A 21,710-nucleotide genomic window follows, 5' to 3' on the forward strand; every position below is an offset into this window, starting at 1 on the left:
TTTTTTTTGTTGCCGATATAAGTGTGCATCTCATCTAATTCCACAATATCTATCTGGTTTTCGCTTTTTAGATCCTCTAATTCCTGGCCAAATTTCTTAATCCATTTATATACTGAAACATGGCTTACTCCTAAAACTCTTCCGATAGAACGAAAACCTAATCCCTCAAGATAAAGTTGTAATGCCTGCCTTTTAACAGAAGTGGAACTAGCAGTTGATTTTATCTCGACAGTATAATTATAGCCGCAATCATGGCATTTGTAGCGTTGACGTCCACCAACTTTTCCATTCTTCTTGTGATTGGAACTCTTACATTTTGGACAGTTCATATTTAAGTATAAGAACTCAATATATATATGTATGACTATGTTTAGATAACAAAGCCAAAAAAAGAATTCAGTGGTTTCTGGCTTAATGCAGGAAGGGTATTTCTTATTTTTCTGGGTTTTGAAAGTTTTGGTGCTTTTCCCCTATATCCGCTTACGATTGCCGTGATTCCAGATATAAGAACAATACAGGTTACGGGTATCATTCTGACCATTGCAGGACTCATTATTGCAATAATGGCCCGCAGGACCCTGGCAGGAAACTGGAGCGGGAATATCGAACTGAAGAAAGGGCATGAACTCATCAGAACAGGTGTTTACAAACATACCCGACACCCAATTTATACCGGTATTATGCTCATGTCCCTGGGAACACTGCTATTCACGGGGAAACTCAGTGCTTTTATTTTCTTTATCGTGATAACAGCTTTTATGCTATTTAAGATAAAAGAAGAGGGAGAACTTTTAATGAAGCATTTTCCGGCAGGATACACGGAATATAAAAATAGTACAAAAGCCCTCATCCCATTTTTGTGGTAGATTCTTAAAACGAATTTCCAACGCCGCGAAAATAATTATGCCTGCTATCCAGTATAAGTATCTATAACCATCGCCTTCAAATAAATATCAAAAACATGCAAAAAATATAGAAATTAAAGGCTGGTTTGCCTTTAAATTAAAACTCATTTTGGAATTGGCTGGTCAGGCGTTACACCATAGTATTCTGTTCTTGCCTTGCCCCATGGACAACCATTTTTGCCGAATATCTTAAGTTCAATGTTCTGGATAGCCTTGAAAAATCCATTACCGGCACGTGCGCCTTTGCATACAAGACAGTAGTTCTCACAGAATACTGGAGCCTTCTTCTGGTCTGCCATAAATTATCCCCTCCGTTGTTTCTCAGTTGTTTAAACATTATTCGTTTTTTCAGATAAAGATAAGTCAGACAGGTAATTATAATTTAGCCTGGATTTCCTTTGCGAATTCCTTTGCCTTCTGGACACGGGACTGGTCTGGCTGGCCTTTTGTTGATGGGCCCATTTCACCGAAAGCTTTCATCTGTGGGTCTTCTGCCTGAAGGAGCATGTCGATTACAGGCTGTGCGAGTTCTCCCTGGCAGTCAAATGAACCGAGGAAGTTTGCGCCTGCTGCTGCATCCTTGCATGAGCCGGTCCATGAGTGGATTGCCTCAAAGCCTTCAGGAACAGCGTGGGTCATGAATATTGCAATGTTCTTGCCAGCGGTTTTCTCGCTTATGAATGACTTTACCTTTGGCGGAATATCGAACTGCATAACAGGGAATCCGATAAATGCAAGGTCATAGCCTTCTAAGTCTGCAACGTCATTGATTGGTTTGATGTCTTTTTCGCCTTCAAGTTCACCATAAATGGCTTCAGCGATCTTCTGTGTATTTCCGGTCTGTGTCAGGTATGTAACAAGTGTCTTCATCTTGAACGCCTCTTTTTGTTGATATTAAGAATATCTACTATAGATTTATATAGATACGCGTCAGGAAACTGTAGTGCAAGACGAAAGATACAAAAAAATGACCCTGAAAAATAAGATTATATGGTGACGTAAAAAAGAATAATCAGCTATCATGGTTGTTACTATGGTACTGGTTACTATAGTTACTATAAAAATGACAATCAAATAAATGGTTCAATCCAAAAATTCAGAACCTTGCGGTATAGTAAACATAAAAATGCTACCTTCATTAACTTTACTTTCAACCCACATACTGCCACCATGCATTTCCACGAACTTTTTGGAAAGAGCAAGCCCAAGTCCTGTGCCTTCATATTTCCGGTTCAGGCATGGATTCAGTTGTTTAAATGGCTGAAACAGTTTATCCATATCATTAACTGCAATTCCAATCCCAGTATCCTGTACACTAATTTGAATGGAATCGTCCTGTGAAATTGCTCTGACAGACACACTGCCTTGTTCTGGTGTAAATTTGATAGCATTACTAAGAAGGTTTGCCAGGATCTGTTTGAATTTGGTCCTGTCTGCAACGATCATTTTCAATTCAGGATCAATATCGATACACAAATTTATTTTATTCTTATCTGAAAGAGGCTTAAGTACACTAACAACTCCATAAATAACATCAGAAACTTCGAATTGCCCATATATGAGTTCACATTCCCCGGCTTCTATCTTAGAAATATCCAGTATATCATTTATGAGTTCCAAGAGATGTTTTCCAGCATTAGAGACATGGCCTACATAATTGGTCTGCTTTTGATTTAAGTCGCCGGCTATCCCCTCCAGCAACACATCCGAAAAACCGATTATGGCAGTCAGAGGTGTCCTTAATTCATGGCTCATGGTAGCCAGAAATTCACTCTTCACTTTATTAGCATTCTCAGCAGCGATCTTAGCAGCCAGAAGCTCCCTTTCAACCTTCTTACGCAGACTGATGTCACGACATACACAAAACAGCATTCTTCTTCCACCAAAAGTAGCGGGATTTGCATTGATCTCTACATCTATGATACTGCCATCTTTACATTGTAGCTGTGATTCATAGAGAGATCCGTTTTTATCAGTTATCTGAAGCATTTCCTTTATCTGCTCACGAGTATGATAAACATCCCACTCCCATATAGATAACATCTGCATTTCTTCATGGGAATAACCAAGCATATCGGCATAACGTGGATTTGCCTCGATCACTCTTCCATCCTGGTCGATAATAACTATCCCATCACTTGACTGCTCCATTAAAAGACGACGCCACCTGGCTTCCTCTGATATCTTTATTTCAGCTTGTTTTTGTTCTGTAATATCCTGAAGTGAACCAGTTACTTTCACAACTTTCCCATCAGCCATTTTCGGTTGGGCGATTATACGAACCCATTTATGATTTCCCTTTGCAGTTAGCAATTCCAGTTCCAGGTCTTCTGCATAGCCCATTTCCAATACTTTAACCATGGCATCTTTCAGGACTTTTCTGGAAGTTGAAGAATAGAGTTCCAATAATAATTCAACATTTACAGTAGTATTTAGATCAACTTCATGGATCCTGGCAACTTCATTGGTCCATGTTATCGATCCGGTAGCCATATCATATTCCCAGGCTCCCACATGGGCAATCTTACCTACCTGATTCAAAAGGGATTTTCGTTCCCGGAGCTTGGTCTTTGTTCTTTTAAATTCCGTAATATCCTGAAGAACACCTATAATAATATTTTTTTCAGGATAATATTCAGCTACTGAGTGTATGATACGTATGGAATCATCATTTTGTCTTTTTATTTTAAATTGCACATCATAAGGAATATTTCGCGTAATCAGATCATCACGGGCTTTGTCAAGCATTGGAACATAGTGAGATAATGGGATATTTCTAACCTGATCTCTTGTGACGATCTTATTTTCAAGTCCATATATCCTTCTTGTTGTCTCTGAAAGAACAACTTTTCCGGATGCCAGATCCACTTCCCATTTACCTATATCTTTAAGTCTTTGAATGGCAGAGAGTTGCATTTTTTTCAACTTGTTATCTACAAACTCGTTTTCTATGACATCATAAACAATATGGTAAATGAAAGTGCATGACTCAGATCTGATCGTACCACTGTATACTTTTACATCCCTTATTTCACCATTTGCAAGGAAATGTTTGAGTAAAAGATAATCCCTGTTTTCACTTTCTGCCTTTTTTGATTCTATTTTGATATACTCCGACGAAAAAACATTGATCTGATCCATTTTCTTGCCAGTGATTTCTTCAAGTGTCCAGCCATAATAATTGCATGCTGCTTTGTTTGCATCAAGTATATACGAACTGTCGGAATCAGCAAGTAACATTACAACATTATTTTCTGCAAAAAAGAACTTATATAGATCCTCATTATTAAGAAGAAGATCAGCATCCGGAATACTTTCTCCAAGCAATCCGCTAATCTGAGAAACATCTGCTGAATTGCTTATATTTTTAATGTGGATACACATATCTTCATCATGAAGACATTTGTCATGTCTATTAATCATAGGACTCTGCGCTCCGTTTTTAATTCGACTGCAACATCCTACCCATAGGAACTCATACTACCATATTAACGTCCTGAAAATGACATTATACTGAACGGGATATGAGAACATGCACCAATAAAGAATCTTGGGGGATAAAAGACCAAACCAGTATAAATGAGTTTTTGTTGAGCAGAAAAAACATATGATCTGCAAATATTATGTACTAAATTAAATTGAACAGGAATATTTAGCCTAACATTTTAAAGCAGAGAAAAAATATGAGTTGTTATTCATTAAAACGTAAGATTAATACTTTCACCCCGCTTACATCTTCATTAAATAAAAAAATGTTACAATTAGCATACATGAAAGAGTTTGAGAGGAGAGTAAAACTGATTACCACGATCAGAAGTATTCAGAAAAAGAGTGCTGCTTCCAGAGATAAAAACAAAAAACAGGTTTTTGCCTGAAATTTGTTCGTCATACCGCAAACTATACTTATTAGTCAGGCATCAGAGTAGACAATGTCTTTGAGCAGCATCAGGATAAAGGGTGCCAAAGAGCACAATCTTAAGGATATCGACCTAACCCTGCCGCGTGATAAGCTTATAGTTATCACAGGTCTGAGTGGTTCTGGAAAATCATCGCTTGCTTTTGATACAATTTACGCGGAGGGACAGCGCAGGTATGTTGAATCACTTTCAGCATATGCAAGGCAGTTCCTCGGCCTTATGGAAAAACCGGATGTGGAGTACATCGAAGGTTTGTCTCCTGCTATTTCCATCGAGCAGAAGACCACAAGCAAAAATCCCCGTTCCACTGTAGGTACCGTTACTGAGATCTATGACTACCTGAGACTGCTCTTTGCCCGCATAGGTATAAGACACTGCCCAAATTGTAGCAGGATCATTGAAACCCAGAGTGTCGACCAGATAGTTGACAGTATCATGAACCTGCGTGAGGGTACAAAGATACACGTACTTGCTCCGCTTGTTAGAGAGAGAAAGGGAGAATATAAGAAGCTCCTTCTCGACCTGCGTAGCGAAGGTTTTACAAGAGTGCGTGTGGATGGTGAAATTCACCTTCTTGAAGATGCCGAGGATATCGAACTTGGACGTTACTTCAAGCATAACATTGACATTGTTGTTGACAGGCTGGTCATCAAAGAAGGAATCGAGGAAAGAATATCGGATTCTGTGGAAACAGCTCTGGAAAAAAGTGGAGGTACAATTACCGTACAGGTTCTTGACGGAGAAGAACTTACATTCAGTGAGAAACTTGCATGTCCTGAGTGCGGAATAGGTTTTGAGGAAATGGAACCTGCTGCATTCTCATTCAACAGCCCGCAGGGAGCATGTCCTGAGTGTCATGGTCTTGGAACCTCTATGGAGTTCGATCCTGACCTTATAGTTCCCGATAAGACCCTCTCCCTGAACGAAGGTGCAGTAGAACCATGGTACAGTAAGAAGTCCGATGGTTATTACATGCAGTCACTGCAATCCCTTGCAAACCATCTTGGATTCTCAATGGACTTACCCTTTGAGCAACTTGATTCGGAAATCCAGCATATTATATTCTACGGAAGTGAGGAACTTATCCCATTCGTCCATGTTGGAAGGAACGGCGGCATGTGGAAACACAAGGGACGTTTCAAAGGAGTTATTGCAAACCTTTCCAAGATCTACGAAGGTACTGATTCCGAGAACAGTAAGGAAAGGATGAGCAGGTACATCAGTACCAAGCCATGTCTTACATGTCACGGTAAAAGACTGAAACCGGTTACACTTGCAGTAACCATTGATGGCAGGAATATTATCGACACAACTGAAATGTCCGTTGAAGAAGCACTGGAATTCTTCAAGGAACTTGAACCAAAACTCAATGACAGGGAATACACTATTGCCCGCCTTATACTCAAAGAGATCAAGGCAAGACTTGGGTTCCTTGTTGATGTGGGACTTGATTACCTTACACTTAGTCGCTCGGCAGCCACACTTTCCGGTGGAGAAGCCCAGCGTATCAGGCTTGCAACACAGATCGGTTCAAGTCTTATGGGTGTGCTCTACATCCTTGATGAGCCAAGTATTGGTCTTCACCAGAGAGACAATCTCAGACTCATAACAACCCTGAAGCATCTCAGGGACATCGGAAATACTGTTCTTGTTGTTGAACACGATGAGGAGACCATATGCAACTCAGACTATGTTGTTGACATGGGACCCGGAGCAGGTATTCACGGCGGTGAGATCGTAGCCGAAGGCACTCCAAAGGAAATTATGAAAAATAAGGATTCCACTACGGGAAAATATCTGAGTGGAAAACTCAAGATAGAAATTCCTGGAACTAGACGGGAACCGACAGGTACAATGATACTTCGAGGTGCAAGCCAGAACAACCTCAAAAGTGTGGATGTTGAATTCCCACTTGGAGTTCTTGTCTGCGTGACCGGTGTATCTGGCTCAGGAAAAAGCACTCTGATTAATGAAACACTTAACAAGGTACTTGCAAAGCAACTCAACAAGGCCAGGGACATTCCTGGAAAATACAGTTCGATCGAAGGATTGGAAAACGTGGACAAGGTCATAACCATAGACCAGTCACCTATTGGACGTACACCCAGGTCAAATCCAGCAACCTATACCAATCTGTTTACTCCCATCAGGGAACTCTTTGCACAAACAAAGATGGCACGTGCAAGAGGTTACAAACCAGGACGCTTCAGTTTCAATGTCCGTGGCGGACGCTGTGAAGCTTGTTCCGGTGATGGGATAATCACAATAGAAATGCATTTCCTTCCGGATGTTTATGTTCCATGTGAAGTTTGTCATGGAAAGCGCTACAACAGGGAGACACTGGAAGTAACCTATAAGGACAGGAACATTGCCGAAGTTCTCGATATGACTGTAGAAGAAGCACTTGAGTTCTTCGAGAATGTACCAAAAATCAGCAGGAAGCTTGAAACATTAAACGATGTGGGACTTGGCTACATAAAACTTGGACAGTCCTCTACCACATTATCAGGTGGAGAAGCCCAGAGAGTGAAGCTTGCAACGGAACTCAGCAAGCGTTCCACAGGCAAAACTGTTTACATACTTGACGAACCTACAACCGGACTTCATTTTGATGATGTGAAGAAGCTCCTTGAAGTGTTGCAGAGACTTGTTGATGCAGGTAATACGGTAATTGTGATCGAGCACAATCTCGATGTTATCAAAACTGCAGACTGGTTGATTGACCTTGGACCTGAAGGTGGAGACCGTGGTGGAGAGATCATTGCACAGGGAACCCCTGAAGAAGTTTCTAAAAATAGTATTTCCTATACAGGACAGTTCCTGAAGAAAATATTAGAATAACACAGTTTTGCCTCTAAATTAATATAGATGTGCAATGATGCACATGTATTTATTTTCATCAAAACGGTATCATTGGATGCATCTGGCAAGAAACATGCTGCTGTAGATATAATAATAGTTTATATAATTTGAGAAACTATATTGGATTGATATCATTATAAATTCTGAAAAAAATAAAACAGACATGTGGCTAAACCAATGCCTGTAAAACATCTTTATCAAAAATTAATATGTACTTCAATTACTTTGCTTTACCTCTGATAGTACTGATAGTAATACTCAGTACACTATTATTCCATGTCAGAAAACATAAGGAAGCAAATGGGACAACATGCTTCTCATTTATGTTACTGGCAACAATAATCTATTCTGTATTTTACACTCTGGAGATATCATCGGATAATTTCAATACCGCACTGTTCTTCTATAAACTTGAATACCTGGGAATTCCGTTCATCCCTGCCTTTCTGCTTACATTCTCTGTGAAATATACAGGAAAAAAACAATGGTTGACAGTTCCTGCCCTGGTATCCATATTTTCGATACCACTAATTACAATGATCCTTGTGTTCACGACCGGTCAGCACACACTTTACAATAGGAATCTGATGATGAACACAAATACTATCTTTCCGGCTTTGACCTTTGACCCGGGAATCTGGTATGCTGTTCAGGAGTTTTATAATGTGCTCTGTATTATGTTTAGCATATTGCTTCTGCTAAAAATGTGGCTTGAAGTTATCCCTGCTCTCAGAAAACAGATCACCATGGTTATGACAGGTATCATGATACCATTTATGGTGTTGCTTCTTTATATTGCAGGAATGTTCCCTCATGGTCTTGACCCTATACCGTATTCTCTGGCAGTCTGTGGACTGGTAGTATACGCAGGACTAACCCGCTACAAGCTTCTGGACATCGCACCAATGGCACGCAGTGCACTTTTTGATAAATTACCTGATGGTGTAATTGTTCTTGATCAGATGCAGAGAATTGTAGATTGTAATGGCTCTGCTAAAGAATTCCTTGGAATTTCCTCACAAAATATTGGCAAACGTATTGCTGAGCTGATGGAGTGCTGGCCGGAACTCGATGCTGTCAGAGCGAATTCATCTGAAAAGAACAGCATCGAAGTAATGAGAGACAATAATGGGGACCCAATATGGCTAAAGATAGATTCCCTTCCCATGTATAGTGAAGAACATAACATTGTAGGCCAGATGATCACACTCAGGGATATCACAGAAAGCAAAAATGCAGAGGAAATATTAATTCAGACAAACCACGAACTTGAGGAAGCAACTGCAAGAGCTCAATTTATGACTGCACAGGCAGAAATGGCCAACCGTGCAAAGAGTGAGTTCCTTGCCAATATGAGCCATGAGATACGTACACCGCTTAATGGTATAATCGGTTTTTCAGATATTCTCATGCAAACTGAACTCAGTAACAAACAAGAACATTACATGCAGACTGTCTATACATCTGCAAATTCACTGCTTGACATTATTAATGATGTACTTGATTTTTCAAAGATAGAAGCTGGAAAACTCGAACTTGACCCTGAAAGGACGGAAATTGTTGAACTGCTGGGTACGATCACTGATATCGTAAAGTATCGCGCACAGGAAAAAGGATTGGATCTTAAACTTACAATTCCTGATGATCTGCCCTGTCACGTTACTGTTGACCATCTGAGGTTACGCCAGATACTTGTTAATCTCCTTAGTAATGCCATCAAATTTACAGAAGAAGGGGAAATTGAACTTAAAGTTGAAACAGATACTGTAACAGATAACGATGGGACAATGGATTTCATCTTTTCCGTTATCGATACCGGCATTGGAATTGAAGATGATAAGAAGAAACTGATATTCAACTCTTTTTCACAAGCGGACGGTTCGATCACACGTAAGTATGGAGGAACGGGGCTCGGACTTACAATATCCAACAGTCTTCTGGAAATGATGGACTCAAAACTTGAGCTTGAAAGCAATTTCGGGAAAGGAAGCAATTTTTATTTCAGGGTGAATCTGCCTGTTGAAATATCAGACAGCAAAGCAGAGAATAAATTAACATGCTACAATATTACAAGAACATGTGATGAAGGCAGGAAATGTTCCATACTTGTTGCCGAAGACAATGATACGAACATGGAACTTGCTTGTATAATTATTTCAGAGTTCCTGCCTGAAGCTGAGATACTCAAAGCCGAGAACGGCACAGAAGCTGTCAGATTATTCATGAATGGAAAGAAAAAAGGACAAAAAGAAAACGATTTGATCTTTATGGACGTCCAAATGCCTGAAATGAACGGGCATGATGCTGCCATGAAAATAAGGGAAATTGAAAAAGAGATCGGAGGACATGTTCCTATTGTTGCCTTGACGGCCAGTGCATTTAAAGGTGAAAAAGAAATGTGCATCCTGTCAGGTATGGATGACTATATTACAAAACCTGTGGTTTCAGGTGTGATATATGCCACCCTTAAGAAGTGGCTTTACAACGAAACCCTCGATGAGGAAGAGGAAATTGAGAACAAAGAATCAGTAGGTGAAAATGAGAATGAACCTGTCCACTTTGACAGAATAAGGCTTATGAACACCATTGCAGGTGATGATGAGACTTACAAAAAACTCAGTACAATGGCATTGAGGTCAGTCTCTTTAAATTTCGAAGAGATACATCATAAGCATACTGCTCAGGATTTCCAAGGCGTAAAGGAAACTGCTCACAGGATGAAAGGTGTTTCACTAAATATGGGTTTCAATATTCTTGCCGGCATGGCAAAAGAACTTGAGGATTTAGTTGAGAATAAAGTAGAAAGCATTCCTGAAATGCTGGAAATTATTGAGAATGAAATAGAATTGATAAAATTCGAAATTAAAAAGCATATCAATGTATCTGAATGCGATAAAATGATATAAAAAATAAAAGAGGAAATTACCTCTTCTGTTTTGCAACTAGCATTTCAACCTGTTCTACAGCAGTACCAATGTACTTGTCAGGAAGTTTCTTGAAGTCTTGCAGAGACTGGTTAATGCAGGAACATAGTAATAGTTATCAAGCATAACCTTGATGTAATCAAAACTGCTGACTGGCTCATTGGCCTTGGACCTGAAAGTGGAGACCGTGGTGGAGAGCATCGCACAGGGAACACTGGAAGAAGTTTCCAGGAACAATAGTTCTTATACTGGACAGTTCCTGAAGAAAATACTTGAGAAATAATCTGTTATGCTTGAATGATAAGCTTTTTAACATTATTTTATTTCATCAACAATGTGTTGAAAAAGCGGAATGAATGAAGGTATATCGCTTTTTACTGTTTCCCATACAAATATTAAATCCACACCAAAGTAGCCATGTATCAATCGATCCCTCATGGCTGCCATTTCTCTCCATGGTATTTCGGGATGAGTTCCCCTGTATGAGGAAGGCACATTCTTTGATGCCTCACAATGATCTCTATAGCCCGAATCACAGCATATTGGGTTTTCATATCAGCAGCAAAACTGCCATAGGAATATCCATCTGTGAATTCCTGTATTGCAAGCATGGAATTGAGTATATCTTCAAGATAATCACCGGCTTCTCTCTTGTTCATATTTGCACCACTTCAGCAAGAATATGTTTTCCAATACGTGGTTTTAATGCAGTTTTTGAAACAAGGTCAATCTTTACTCCTAAAGCATCTGATAATTCCAGTTCAAGACGAGCATATTGAAGTAGGCTGATGGAATCACTGAATTCCACAAGTATATCAAGATCGCTTTGAAGAGTTTGCTCGTTGCTTATATAGGAACCAAATACTCCGAGGTACTTTATAGGATATTTTTTTTGTAATTCCGGTAACATTTCCCGCAATCGATCTGTATAGTAGTCTACTTCCCTAAGACCATGCCTTTCAGATATCATGATATACCACTTAATACAAAAATAATAGATTTACTACCTTATTTTTGTTACCCAAAAATACCATGTATCTTTTGTTGAAACAGACAATTGAGCATTTAACTTGAAAAAACAAAAGAAGTAGATAAAAAATGCTATGAAGAGATAAGTTTTATCTCTTCAGTTTTGCAACTACCATTTCAACCTGTTCCACAGCAGTACCAATGTACTTATCAGGGTCTACAAGGTTGATGATGTCTTCTTCACTCAGGTAATTTGCAACTTCTGTGTTTGCCAGAAGTACATCCTTAAAGTGCTTTCCGCTTTCATGGGATTCCATTGCACTGGAACGTACAAGTTCATGAGCTTCCTGACGACCGACACCGCGCATTGCAAGCTCGATCATTACTGCTTCACCCATATTGAGACCTCTTAGAAGGTCGAGGTTGCGGCGGATATTATCTGGATAGAACCTTAGGTTCTCAATTACACCTATTGCAAGTTTAATGATATGATCTGTCAGTACACATGCTTCAGGGAAAACAACTCTTTCACATGAGGAGTTTGTAAGGTCTCTTTCATCCCAGAGTGTGTTGTTCTGGAGTTCAGGCTCGATCATTGCACGCACAATTCTTGCAAGCCCACATATCTGTTCGGACTTGATAGGATTACGCTTGTGCGGCATTGTTGATGACCCTACCTGCTTTTTCCTGAAACTTTCCTCAACTTCTGCGATCTCACTTCTCTGAAGAGAGCGTATCTCAACTGCGATCTTGTCAAGGGTTGTTACGGTGTTTGCCATCCACATGACAAATTCTGCATGACGGTCTCTCTGGATGATCTGGTTTGAGACGTCAACTGAACCAATCTCAAGGTACTGCATGACCTTTTTCTGGATCTCAATTCCATCCTTACCAAATGCTGCCTGGGTACCTACCGCGCCGGTCATCTGGCCTACGATAAGACGTGGTTTGAGCTGTTCCAGACGCTCGATGTGCCTTGCAACCTCGGATGCCCATATGGCAAACCTCAGTCCGTATGTTGTAGGAACACCAATCTGGCCGTGTGTTCTTCCGGCACATACAAGGTTCTTATTGTTTTCAGCCTGGGTAAGAAGTACATCCAGAAGCTGGCGGATCTTTGCATCAAGTATAGCAACTGCTTCTTTTAACTGAAGACCTGTTGCAGTGTCCAGCATATCGTTGGAAGTTGCACCGAAGTGAACCCACTTGTCAGCATTCTCTTCACACTTCTCAGAAATTGCAAGTACAACAGCCATCATATCGTGGTGTATCTCGTCCTCGATCTCTTTTACTCTTTCAAGCTCCACAGAACCAATGCTGCTTTCTATAATATCAGCAGCTTCCTTAGGAATAAGTCCGATATCAGCCTCAGCTCTGGCAAGAGCAGCCTCAGCTTTCATTATTTTTTCCAGGCGGTTTGCCTCGCTCCAGACGAATTTCATCTCATCTGTGCCGTAACGGTATTCTATAGGATGAATTGCCATTTATTGAATCTCCATGAAATTGATGTCTTAACATATCTATATACAGACATACTATAGATATAATTTAAATTAACAGTATGCTTCTGGTATAGTTAATCTACCAATAAATAGGCTTTGTATGAGTTAAAAAAAGAAATTGGAGAATGAATACAATACCTTTTCCATTCACAACTCTGAATATTCAGTTCTTCCTGTCCTTAAACCCAATTTTAATGTGAGTACTATCACACAATGACTTATTTCCATAATTGCTTCTTTTGATGTCATGATAGAACCACATTATCTGGTATTTCCAGGAAACTAGAAACCTTGTATATAATCAAAAAATGACATATCTTATCGATAGTTATAAATATTTGTGAGTAGGAAAGGGGAAGAGTATTGCAGACATCCGATTTACATTATTTAAACATAGGTGGAACTATGGAACTGAACGCAGAATACATTTTACAAAAACAGGTGATTTAAGTGGCAATCGATGCAGGAGACACAGCCTTTATAATCATCTGTACCGCTATGGTAATGCTCATGACCCCAGGGGTCGGGCTCTTTTACGGCGGAATGGTACGTAGTAAAAACATTATTTCCATGATAGCTATGGCTTTCATTTCGTTTGCTGTTGTAAGTATCCAGTGGGTTACAATAGGATACACACTTTCCTTCGGCTCTGATATTTCAGGATTCATCGGAGGACTTGACCATCTCTGCCTTGCAGGCGTAGGTCTTGACGGTAACGGCATCCCGGACATGTTATTCATGGTATTTCAGCTAGTATTCGCAGGTGTCACACTGGCAATTCTCACATCCGGTGTGGCAGAACGTGTTAAATTAAGTTCATTTATGGTCCTTGGTGTACTCTGGACAACAATCGTCTACGATCCACTTGCCCACTGGGCATGGGGAGGCGGCTGGGCAGGAGAGCTTGGTGCTCTTGACTTTGCCGGTGGTACTGTTGTTCACATCAGTTCCGGATTCGGTGCACTTGCACTTGCACTTGTGATCGGCAACCGTGTTGGTTTCGGAAAGTACAGCATGGAAGCAGAGAACATCACAACAACTCTCCTTGGAGGTGCAATGCTGTGGTTCGGATGGTTCGCATTCAACGCAGGAAGCGCACTTGCAGCAGATGGAATTGCAGTAAATGCACTTGTAGTCACAAATGTATCCGCAGCAGCAGGAGCTATTACCTGGATGCTTGCATCATGGATAAAAGGTAAGCCAAGTTCCCTGGGTCTTATCAGTGGAGCAGTCGCAGGTCTTGTAGCTATCACACCGGCTTCAGGTTTTGTCGGACCAATGGCAGCTATTATAATCGGTGGTTCTGCAGGACTTCTATGTTATGGAGCTCTTCTTTTCCGTGTACAAAAGGGACTTGATGAAAGTCTTGATGCATGGGCAGTCCACGGAATGGGAGGATTCTGGGGCGCAATCGCAACAGGAATATTTGCAAGCGCGGCAGTTGGTGGAACAGACGGACTTATCTACGGAAACACACACCAGTTCCTTATACAATTCTTCGATGCGTCAGTAGCAATGATCTACGCATTCGTTATGACCTACATAATTGCCATTGTAATTGACAAGACAATGGGACTGCGTGTGACCGAAGAAGAAGAATATGTTGGACTTGATATCTCCCAGCATGGAGAATCCACAACAGCCTGAGGTGGTATGAATGAAGACAGTAAAAGCAGTAATTCGTCCGGAAAAGCTGGAAGATGTAAAGGCAGCACTGGAAGAGAAAGGTTACTTTGCAATGACCGTGACAGAGGTCAAGGGTCGTGGCGCACAGAAAGGAATCTGTCTCCAGTACAGAGGTAAGCAGATCAAAGTAGACATGATCCCTAAAACTGAGATTGAAATGGTTGTCGGCGACGAGGATGTCAGACCAATTATCGAGATCTTAAGAAATAGTGCCAGAACCGGCAAATTCGGTGACGGTAAGATCTTTGTCTATCCTGTTGAGATCGTTGCTGCCATCAGGAACGACGATGAAATAGTATCCGAATGATATGAGGTTACTCCTCATATCCCTCTTATTTTTTGTTTGTAATATTTACCCATTTTTTGCAATATCTACCAATATATAGATTCCATGAACACTATATTATATGTAGATTAATTATATATTACCTTATTTCAATGCAAAGGCACTGAGACTTACGAAGGTGAAATTATAGCTAATTTAGCAGACCTGCACACACATACATGCTATTCCGATGGTGACCTTGACCCGGAAGAGCTAGTAAAACTGGCAAAGAACAAAGGAATAAAGATCCTGAGTATCACAGACCATGACACTGTCGAAGGACTGTCTGAAGCCAGATGGGAATGTGATAAGCAAAAAATAACTCTTATTCCAGGTATCGAATTTACTACGGAAACAGAACATTCAGGCATAGAAATACACATACTTGGATACAATTTCGATCCGGATGATAATAAACTTCTCAGAATGACAGATCATGCAAAACAAAATGCAAAAAACTATTGCACAAAAGTTTGCTCTGCACTGGAGTCACACGATATAGAAATTGATTATTCTTTTATGGAGAACACAAAGGGAATAATCACAAAACATGATGTCGCTTTATCTGTGATCAATAAAGAGATGAGCAATTATAATTTCCACAATATGTGGTTGTCAGAAGATTCACCTCTGGACATTACAATGGAGAAATTCCCTGCTAAAAAAGCAATAAGGACGATCCACAAAGCCGGTGGGAAAGCTGTATGTGCCCATATACTAAGGACACTGGAACAATGCAACAGATTGTCACTGCTTCCTTATATGTCAGAATCACTTATCAGATGCGGGCTGGATGGATTTGAAGTATTTTATGCAAACAGCAGCAAGGATCAGATACGCACAATGTACGAATTGTGCTCTGCACAGGGACTGATCATGACTGGAGGGTCTGATTTCCACGGAATTAACAGAACTGGACGCTGCCAGCTTGGTGACTATAATAGTTATACAGCAGAACTATTCAGTGATATTTCGGGAATTCTTTGTAACAACTACAACAGTAACATTATCGAGAAAGCCATTGCATGAGCCTGATATAAAACTAAAGTTGGTTTTACTTTGAAACCCAGTCCACAGGGACAACTATCTCGCTACCTTTCCTGGCTTTACCATAAAGAGGTATCTCAAAATTTGCATCCTCAAGTAGAGACACTGATAGACCGCAGCTATTGCCTCTGGGAACACAGTGAAGTACAGTTGCTTTTATGCTATGGTCCTGAGTTTCATTGCCCCATGATGGAACACAGATAACAATAGTATCTCCTATGTTGGAAGGTATTTTATCTTCAAAAGGAGAGATTTTTTTGTAATCAAGTGCAAAACCTGTTCCTTTAAGATTGTTCTCAACATCTCTTTCGTCCAGATCAAGAGCTTCTGCTATCTGGGCATTTGAATAGCCGTTTTCATTAAGAAATGCCGTTGAACCTTTTTTCAGGTAATCAAGATCAGAATAACGAAGAGGACGTGTTTTACATAACTTCCTCATATGCCCGATATCTTCCTGCATGATACAACCTACTAGCAATCTTAGTGTTAAGTGTTTTCTATCATTTCCTCAAACCAGTCAAGTATTGAGAACATTAGCTTTGCTGAAGCTTCCAGCAGGTCATCCCGTCCTCTTATTTCATCCTCAACTGATACATACTTACCTTCTTCTGTCAGGTCTGAGCTGCAATTCTCAAGCAGGCTTCCCACACAATCGGCATCAACTTCAGGATGGAACTGTAAGGCCAGTACTTTGTCTCCATAAATAAAACCCTGTTCATGACAGGCCTCACTTTCAAATAGCTTTCTGCATCCCGGAGGAAGTGTGAATGTATCACCATGCCATTGGAAAACAGCAAGCTCATTCTGTACATTGAAAAGCCGGACATTCTTAGCAAATTCATCAAGGCTTCTAACTTTATGCCATCCTATCTCCCTATACTGATTACGACTTACACTTCCACCAAGTATCTCTGAAAGCATCTGAGCACCGAAACATATCCCATAGACCGCTTTTTGGCAGACGATAACAGAGCGTACGAATTCCTTTTCCTGTTTAAGCCACGGATATTCATCTTCCTGATATACGCTCATGAGACCACCCATGATAATAAGGAGATCGACCTCACCGGGGTCAGGATAAATATGATTCACAGAAGGCATGATGATGGAAATAGAATGCTCTTTTTGACATGCCCAGTCCCTGATGTTTCCCAGGGTCTCAAAATCCAGATGAACAAGACAATAGATATTCATGATGACTCTACCCCGAATGGAACTTACGGATTTAAACCTTTTTGGGAGAGTGAGTCCTCCTGAAACTAAGGGTCTCCTGTGTTTTTGACTAAATGCTGCTATTGATACACAAAATAGCAGGCATTTATAGGTTTATTTATATATTAATAACTTCATGTTGATGTATATACAGGAACTTAATGGATGCCTATGAACACTGAATAATATACGGAAGAAAAAACATGAGATATCAGGACATTCCTATTGGAAAAAAATTGATAATATTTACACTGATAGCCACTATTATACCAGTGTTGCTTGTTGGTAGTTATGCATACGGACAGGCAAAGACAAGTATAGCCGATGAAACCCAGGTCAACCTGGAAGAACAAGTACAGATCGAGAAAAACTATGTGGAATCAACCCTGACATTTGCACAGAACAAGGTCAATAGCGACCTGGAAGTTGCCAGAAGAGTCTTTTACTCTAAAGGAAACCCTGCGATCATCGACGGAAAAATGGTTCTCAATGATGATTATGTTGTCAACAATAATTTTGAGATCGTTGATGAGATCAAAAACATGGTTGGCGGGACTGCAACCGTATTCCAGGTGAAGAATGGACAAGCAGTAAGAATATCCACAAATGTAATTAGTGATGACGGAAGCAGAGCCGTTGGAACCACAGTATCCCAGCCTGTTTACGATGCTGTTGTAACACAGGGAGAGACATACTATGGAAGAGCCTGGGTTGTTAATGCATGGTATCTTACTGCCTATGAACCTATCAAGGATAATTCCGGTAAAACCATTGGAATTCTCTATGTAGGTGTACTTGAAGAACCATTCCTTGAGCAGATGAAAGAACAGATGAGTGCAATAACTGTTGGAACAACAGGTTATATTTACATAATGGACTCAGAAGGTAATCTGATAATGCATCCTGATAGTGAGGGCAAAAGTCTCTATCAATATGATTTTGCAAAAGAAATGATCAAGAACAAGGAAGGATACATCAATTATGAATGGAACGGACGCCAGAAGGTCATGGCTTATACTTATTACGAACCAAGAGGATGGATAATCGCTTCCGGTAGTTACCTGGATGAATTCACAGAGGCAACAAAGAACATAAGAAACACGATGCTTGCAGCAATTGTTGTACTTATAATTGCAGGTTCACTGGCAGCATGGAAATTTTCAAGATCAATAACAGAACCACTTGATAAAATGATGGAGGCAGCAGACCGTATTGCTGAAGGTGACCTGACTGTGAACATTGAAAACAACTCACTGGACGAGATCGGACGTCTGTCAGCTGCTATTGACAGAATGGCAGGAGGGTTGAAAGATCTGGTTCAGGAAATTGACATGGGTGTGAGCAAGGTCACAGATAATTCAAACAATATGCTTAGCTCTTCTGTTGAAATGGAATCTGTTGCTAATCAGATATCCCGCACCATTTCTGAGATTGCCACCGGAGCACAGAGCCAGTCCATGAAGACAGATGAAACGTCACATGCAATGACTGACATGACCTACAATGTTCAGGAAATAGCATCAAACGCACAGGTGGCTGCAGAAAATGCAACGTCTGCAAGTGAACTTATACAGGAGCTTGGAAAGAGATCTGAAGAGCTGCTCCAGCAGATGAACAATATCCAGAGTTCTGCAGGAGATTCTGCAAATGCGATTCGTGTACTGGATGTAAAATCAAGGAAGATTGGTGAGATCGTAGAACTTATCACAAATATTGCAGACCAGACAAACCTTCTTGCACTGAATGCCGCTATTGAGGCTGCAAGGGCAGGAGAACATGGCAGAGGATTTGCGGTTGTGGCAGATGAAGTACGCAAACTTGCCGAAAATTCAGGACATGCCGCACAACAGATATCTGATCTCATCCAGGAGATCCAGAAAGGAACTGAAGAAGCTGTCATTTCGGTAGAAAAAGGCACAGGCACTATTGCCAGCGGAGCAGAGTCACTTCACGATACGGTCGAGGCTGTTAAAATGATCGTTGAAAGCAGTGCTCAAATAGCAGGAATGGCGCAGAACATTGCAGCATCTGCGGAGGAGCAATCTGCATCCATAGAGGAAGTTACCGCATCTATTGAAGATATCTCCAGCATCTCAGAGGCATCAGCCGCGGGAACTCAGGAAGTATCAGCAGCAGTGCAGGAACAGACTGCATCCATGACAGAGTTCACCGATGCAGCAAGAGAGCTAAACGAGCTTTCTGAAGCTCTCAGAATAAAACTGGAAAGATTCAGATTCAAAAAAGAATTTGAAGGGATAGAATAATCCCTTCTTCTTTTTTGTTTTTATGAACAAGTCCTTGTCAATTTCTGCAACTAATGCTCATCATCCATATCAAGTTTGCATTTAAACTCCTTTTCAGAATTCACAACAAGATAGTATGTTCCTGCAAGGGCAATGATGAGAACTCCCATTCCCACTAGAAATAAAGGATCTGTATTTTTCAGATCGACTATCAATATTTTCCTGACGATTGCAGTAATACCTACCAGAATTATGACATCAACATTCATGGATGATTCAATGATAATCATCTTTACTGTTTCAAGTAACTCTATTCCTATGATAACCAGGAAAAAGAGAGCAAATATATCCAGAATCTGATCCACACCTATCAATAGATAAGGTGGAGTTAAAATATCAGTGACAAGTATCCATGTAATCTCCAGCATGGCACTTAAGATGACAAATGACATCATGACCATTATTATTTTTATTATGAATGTCTGGAATCTGTTTATGTATTTGATGAGCAAAACATAGCCTCCACACCTATTGAAATATATAATGCGCTACCGATAATGGATATTATAACAGTTGGTAATCCCAGCATAAAGTAGTTTCTATCTTACGGAACATAATTTAGTAAATAGTATACGGGAAAAGATATATTTAATATATCAATATAAGGAAAATACAAAGAAACAAATAATACCATTCGTGTGAGGAATTCAAGTGAAAATTACCGCGTATCATGTTTTTATCGGCTTAATGATGCTGCTTTTTTTGACCGGTCTTTTCTTTCCCCGGGAAAATAGTTACCCTGGCATGAGTGGTGATGATAACTTAACAGATAACTTCACAAATATGAGCCAGTCTGCAGATCAAAGTCCATTGATGTCCACACCTGATAATGTTCTGAGTGAGGAAAAAGGATGGTGGAAACACGAAGGACATAGTATTGTGTCCGGAGGCAATGGCACAGCATCAGCTATAAGTGGTGGGGCTTCTGGAAATGATGACAATGATAGGAACAATGGTGACAACAACGATAGCGAGGAAATCCCTGAATTCCCAACAATTGTAGTTCCATTCATTGCAATAATTGGAATATCTCTATTCTTCAGCAGGAAATGATTTTATAATTTCCAGTTTACCATTTTCTTAAACGCGAAGATGCCGTTAAATAACTTAAAACAGGATAGATCCTGCCCATGATAGAGATCTTTCCATAGGCTTTTCTCTGAAGGTTAAGTTTCCCGGGTTCCAATACAAGTATCGATGCTCCAAGTAGTATGAAAAAACATCCCTGTATCGTATTCATAAAAACTGGCTCGTGCAGGAATACAAAACCAAAGATAATACCACTTACAGGCTCAAGTAATGCAAGGACACTGACAGTCTGGGCCCGGATTTTTGAAGCACTGTTCAGATAGAGAACTGAAGCAAATGCTGTTGTTATAAGGCCAAAGAGGAACAGAACGTACAGATTTGGTATCAAAACATCTGCCTTAACCCTGCTTCCAAACGGCAAAAGTATTAGCAGGCTGATAAAAGTTGACCAGAAAAGCTGTGTCAGGCCGGAGTATTCATCTTTCAGGTAACTTACAGTCATTATAGTTCCACTATATGAGAGACCAGAGAGTATACCCAATACTATTCCTGTAAAAAGCTGTGCATTAACAGATGCAGTGCTTCCCGGAAGAACCACAAGCAAAATACCACATACGGAAATAAGCAGTGAGAAAATTCCGCGTTTTGTGATCTTGTCTTTCAGGAATAAAGGAGACAGAAGTGTCACGTAAACTGGTGCAGTATAGAGTAGAAGTACTGCAATTGAAATTCCAGCATATTTGATGGAACTAAAGTAAGTATATAGTGTCAGAACATTAAAAATGGCAATTAAAATAATGTAACGCTTTTTTTTGTGAATATATAGCATATTATACTTTTTAGCACAGATACAATATGCCAATAAGAGTACAAATCCAAAAATAAGCCTGTAGAATATAATAGATACTGTTTGCATGTTATATATATGATTAAGAAAGATTCCACTAGCTCCAAATACAGTACATGAAATTATAAGCTCTAAATAAGAGTATTTGCCGGATTTAATGCTTTTCATAGAGGCTTTGCTGA

General features: G+C 40.1%; 20 protein-coding genes and 1 pseudogene. 9 read left to right on the forward strand and 12 right to left on the reverse strand.

What is annotated here, in order from left to right:
* Positions 1-329: IS1 family transposase (locus BLP52_RS13975; RefSeq protein WP_154717899.1), on the reverse strand; the 329-nt coding region annotated here is incomplete at its 3' end.
* Between the two features lie 156 nt (positions 330-485).
* On the opposite strand from BLP52_RS13975, the gene BLP52_RS13980 reads away from it, so the two are divergent.
* Complete coding sequence (locus BLP52_RS13980; protein WP_274377654.1) at positions 486-866, forward strand: methyltransferase family protein; 381 nt, start codon at positions 486-488, stop codon at positions 864-866.
* A gap of 143 nt (positions 867-1,009) precedes the next feature.
* Here BLP52_RS13980 and BLP52_RS13985 read toward each other — a convergent pair whose 3' ends face one another.
* The 3 genes from BLP52_RS13985 to BLP52_RS13995 form a co-directional block, all read right to left on the reverse strand.
* Positions 1,010-1,204 (reverse strand): hypothetical protein, encoded by a 195-nt coding sequence (locus tag BLP52_RS13985; protein ID WP_091711105.1) that lies wholly within the window; start codon positions 1,202-1,204, stop codon positions 1,010-1,012.
* A 76-nt stretch (positions 1,205-1,280) separates the two neighbouring features.
* Positions 1,281-1,775 carry a flavodoxin family protein gene (locus tag BLP52_RS13990; protein WP_091711106.1) on the reverse strand — a complete coding sequence of 165 codons (495 nt, stop codon included), beginning with the start codon at positions 1,773-1,775 and terminating at the stop codon, positions 1,281-1,283.
* A gap of 213 nt (positions 1,776-1,988) precedes the next feature.
* The gene (locus BLP52_RS13995) at positions 1,989-4,328 is read right to left on the reverse strand and encodes a PAS domain-containing sensor histidine kinase (RefSeq protein ID WP_091711107.1); all 2,340 of its coding nucleotides are present in this window, start codon (positions 4,326-4,328) and stop codon (positions 1,989-1,991) included.
* Positions 4,329-4,834: 506 nt separating this feature from the next.
* Between BLP52_RS13995 and uvrA the strand changes: the two genes are divergently transcribed.
* Complete coding sequence (gene uvrA, locus BLP52_RS14005) at positions 4,835-7,663, forward strand: excinuclease ABC subunit UvrA (RefSeq protein ID WP_091711109.1); 2,829 nt, start codon at positions 4,835-4,837, stop codon at positions 7,661-7,663.
* Positions 7,664-7,893: 230 nt separating this feature from the next.
* On the forward strand, positions 7,894-10,590 hold the full coding sequence (locus tag BLP52_RS14010) for a histidine kinase N-terminal 7TM domain-containing protein (protein WP_091711110.1): 2,697 nt from the start codon (positions 7,894-7,896) through the stop codon (positions 10,588-10,590).
* A gap of 333 nt (positions 10,591-10,923) precedes the next feature.
* Here the strand turns inward: BLP52_RS14010 and BLP52_RS14720 are convergent, their stop codons facing one another.
* From BLP52_RS14720 to purB, 4 genes are all read right to left on the reverse strand, one after another.
* Positions 10,924-11,103, reverse strand: a complete 180-nt coding sequence (locus BLP52_RS14720; protein ID WP_338011384.1) for a HepT-like ribonuclease domain-containing protein — start codon at positions 11,101-11,103, stop codon at positions 10,924-10,926.
* Positions 11,043-11,267 (reverse strand): HepT-like ribonuclease domain-containing protein, encoded by a 225-nt coding sequence (locus BLP52_RS14015; RefSeq protein WP_238380853.1) that lies wholly within the window; start codon positions 11,265-11,267, stop codon positions 11,043-11,045. The genes BLP52_RS14720 and BLP52_RS14015 overlap by 61 nt, the downstream gene beginning before the upstream one ends.
* Complete coding sequence (locus BLP52_RS14020) at positions 11,264-11,578, reverse strand: nucleotidyltransferase family protein (RefSeq protein ID WP_091711111.1); 315 nt, start codon at positions 11,576-11,578, stop codon at positions 11,264-11,266. The genes BLP52_RS14015 and BLP52_RS14020 overlap by 4 nt, the downstream gene beginning before the upstream one ends.
* Before the next feature lie 148 nt (positions 11,579-11,726).
* Entirely contained in the window at positions 11,727-13,061 is a 1,335-nt protein-coding gene (gene purB / locus BLP52_RS14025; RefSeq protein ID WP_091711112.1) for an adenylosuccinate lyase, read from the reverse strand.
* A gap of 468 nt (positions 13,062-13,529) precedes the next feature.
* Here purB and BLP52_RS14030 point away from each other — a divergent pair, with 468 nt between their 5' ends.
* The 4 genes and pseudogenes from BLP52_RS14030 (at position 13,530) to BLP52_RS14725 (ending at position 16,119) form a co-directional block, all read left to right on the forward strand.
* The gene (locus tag BLP52_RS14030; protein ID WP_091711113.1) at positions 13,530-14,726 is read left to right on the forward strand and encodes an ammonium transporter; all 1,197 of its coding nucleotides are present in this window, start codon (positions 13,530-13,532) and stop codon (positions 14,724-14,726) included.
* 10 nt (positions 14,727-14,736) lie between these two features.
* Positions 14,737-15,072, forward strand: coding sequence for a P-II family nitrogen regulator (locus BLP52_RS14035; protein ID WP_091711114.1), 336 nt, complete (start codon positions 14,737-14,739; stop codon positions 15,070-15,072).
* A 183-nt stretch (positions 15,073-15,255) separates the two neighbouring features.
* Positions 15,256-15,486, forward strand: a pseudogene (locus tag BLP52_RS14855) (PHP domain-containing protein); the annotation flags it as partial.
* Positions 15,487-15,516: 30 nt separating this feature from the next.
* Positions 15,517-16,119 (forward strand): PHP domain-containing protein, encoded by a 603-nt coding sequence (locus tag BLP52_RS14725; protein ID WP_238380854.1) that lies wholly within the window; start codon positions 15,517-15,519, stop codon positions 16,117-16,119.
* 25 nt (positions 16,120-16,144) lie between these two features.
* On the opposite strand, the gene BLP52_RS14045 is transcribed toward BLP52_RS14725, so the two are convergent.
* Complete coding sequence (locus BLP52_RS14045; RefSeq protein ID WP_091711116.1) at positions 16,145-16,597, reverse strand: hypothetical protein; 453 nt, start codon at positions 16,595-16,597, stop codon at positions 16,145-16,147.
* A 26-nt stretch (positions 16,598-16,623) separates the two neighbouring features.
* Positions 16,624-17,331 carry a type 1 glutamine amidotransferase gene (locus BLP52_RS14050; RefSeq protein WP_091711117.1) on the reverse strand — a complete coding sequence of 236 codons (708 nt, stop codon included), beginning with the start codon at positions 17,329-17,331 and terminating at the stop codon, positions 16,624-16,626.
* 221 nt (positions 17,332-17,552) lie between these two features.
* Here BLP52_RS14050 and BLP52_RS14055 point away from each other — a divergent pair, with 221 nt between their 5' ends.
* On the forward strand, positions 17,553-19,613 hold the full coding sequence (locus BLP52_RS14055; RefSeq protein ID WP_091711118.1) for a methyl-accepting chemotaxis protein: 2,061 nt from the start codon (positions 17,553-17,555) through the stop codon (positions 19,611-19,613).
* A gap of 50 nt (positions 19,614-19,663) precedes the next feature.
* Here the strand turns inward: BLP52_RS14055 and BLP52_RS14060 are convergent, their stop codons facing one another.
* A complete protein-coding gene (locus tag BLP52_RS14060) occupies positions 19,664-20,104 on the reverse strand; it encodes a phosphate-starvation-inducible PsiE family protein (protein ID WP_238380855.1) in 441 nt (146 codons plus the stop codon).
* A 199-nt stretch (positions 20,105-20,303) separates the two neighbouring features.
* Between BLP52_RS14060 and BLP52_RS14065 the strand changes: the two genes are divergently transcribed.
* Positions 20,304-20,705, forward strand: coding sequence for a hypothetical protein (locus BLP52_RS14065; RefSeq protein ID WP_154717900.1), 402 nt, complete (start codon positions 20,304-20,306; stop codon positions 20,703-20,705).
* A gap of 16 nt (positions 20,706-20,721) precedes the next feature.
* Here BLP52_RS14065 and BLP52_RS14070 read toward each other — a convergent pair whose 3' ends face one another.
* Positions 20,722-21,696, reverse strand: a complete 975-nt coding sequence (locus BLP52_RS14070; protein ID WP_091711120.1) for a DMT family transporter — start codon at positions 21,694-21,696, stop codon at positions 20,722-20,724.
* Between the last annotated feature and the right edge of the window lie 14 nt (positions 21,697-21,710).

The sequence above is a fragment of the Methanolobus vulcani genome, from assembly GCF_900100715.1.
Taxonomy (GTDB): Archaea; Halobacteriota; Methanosarcinia; order Methanosarcinales; family Methanosarcinaceae; genus Methanolobus; species Methanolobus vulcani.

Bases quoted from the DNA above. Each gene is read 5' to 3' on its own strand.
- BLP52_RS13985 (WP_091711105.1), bottom strand. From the start codon at position 1,204: ATGGCAGACCAGAAGAAGGCTCCAGTATTCTGTGAGAACTACTGTCTT.
- BLP52_RS13990 (WP_091711106.1), bottom strand. From the start codon at position 1,775: ATGAAGACACTTGTTACATACCTGACACAGACCGGAAATACACAGAAG.
- BLP52_RS13995 (WP_091711107.1), bottom strand. From the start codon at position 4,328: ATGATTAATAGACATGACAAATGTCTTCATGATGAAGATATGTGTATC.
- uvrA (WP_091711109.1), top strand. From the start codon at position 4,835: ATGTCTTTGAGCAGCATCAGGATAAAGGGTGCCAAAGAGCACAATCTT.
- BLP52_RS14010 (WP_091711110.1), top strand. From the start codon at position 7,894: ATGTACTTCAATTACTTTGCTTTACCTCTGATAGTACTGATAGTAATA.
- BLP52_RS14015 (WP_238380853.1), bottom strand. From the start codon at position 11,267: ATGAACAAGAGAGAAGCCGGTGATTATCTTGAAGATATACTCAATTCC.
- BLP52_RS14020 (WP_091711111.1), bottom strand. From the start codon at position 11,578: ATGATATCTGAAAGGCATGGTCTTAGGGAAGTAGACTACTATACAGAT.
- purB (WP_091711112.1), bottom strand. From the start codon at position 13,061: ATGGCAATTCATCCTATAGAATACCGTTACGGCACAGATGAGATGAAA.
- BLP52_RS14035 (WP_091711114.1), top strand. From the start codon at position 14,737: ATGAAGACAGTAAAAGCAGTAATTCGTCCGGAAAAGCTGGAAGATGTA.
- BLP52_RS14725 (WP_238380854.1), top strand. From the start codon at position 15,517: ATGACAGATCATGCAAAACAAAATGCAAAAAACTATTGCACAAAAGTT.
- BLP52_RS14045 (WP_091711116.1), bottom strand. From the start codon at position 16,597: ATGCAGGAAGATATCGGGCATATGAGGAAGTTATGTAAAACACGTCCT.
- BLP52_RS14050 (WP_091711117.1), bottom strand. From the start codon at position 17,331: ATGAATATCTATTGTCTTGTTCATCTGGATTTTGAGACCCTGGGAAAC.
- BLP52_RS14055 (WP_091711118.1), top strand. From the start codon at position 17,553: ATGAGATATCAGGACATTCCTATTGGAAAAAAATTGATAATATTTACA.
- BLP52_RS14070 (WP_091711120.1), bottom strand. From the start codon at position 21,696: ATGAAAAGCATTAAATCCGGCAAATACTCTTATTTAGAGCTTATAATT.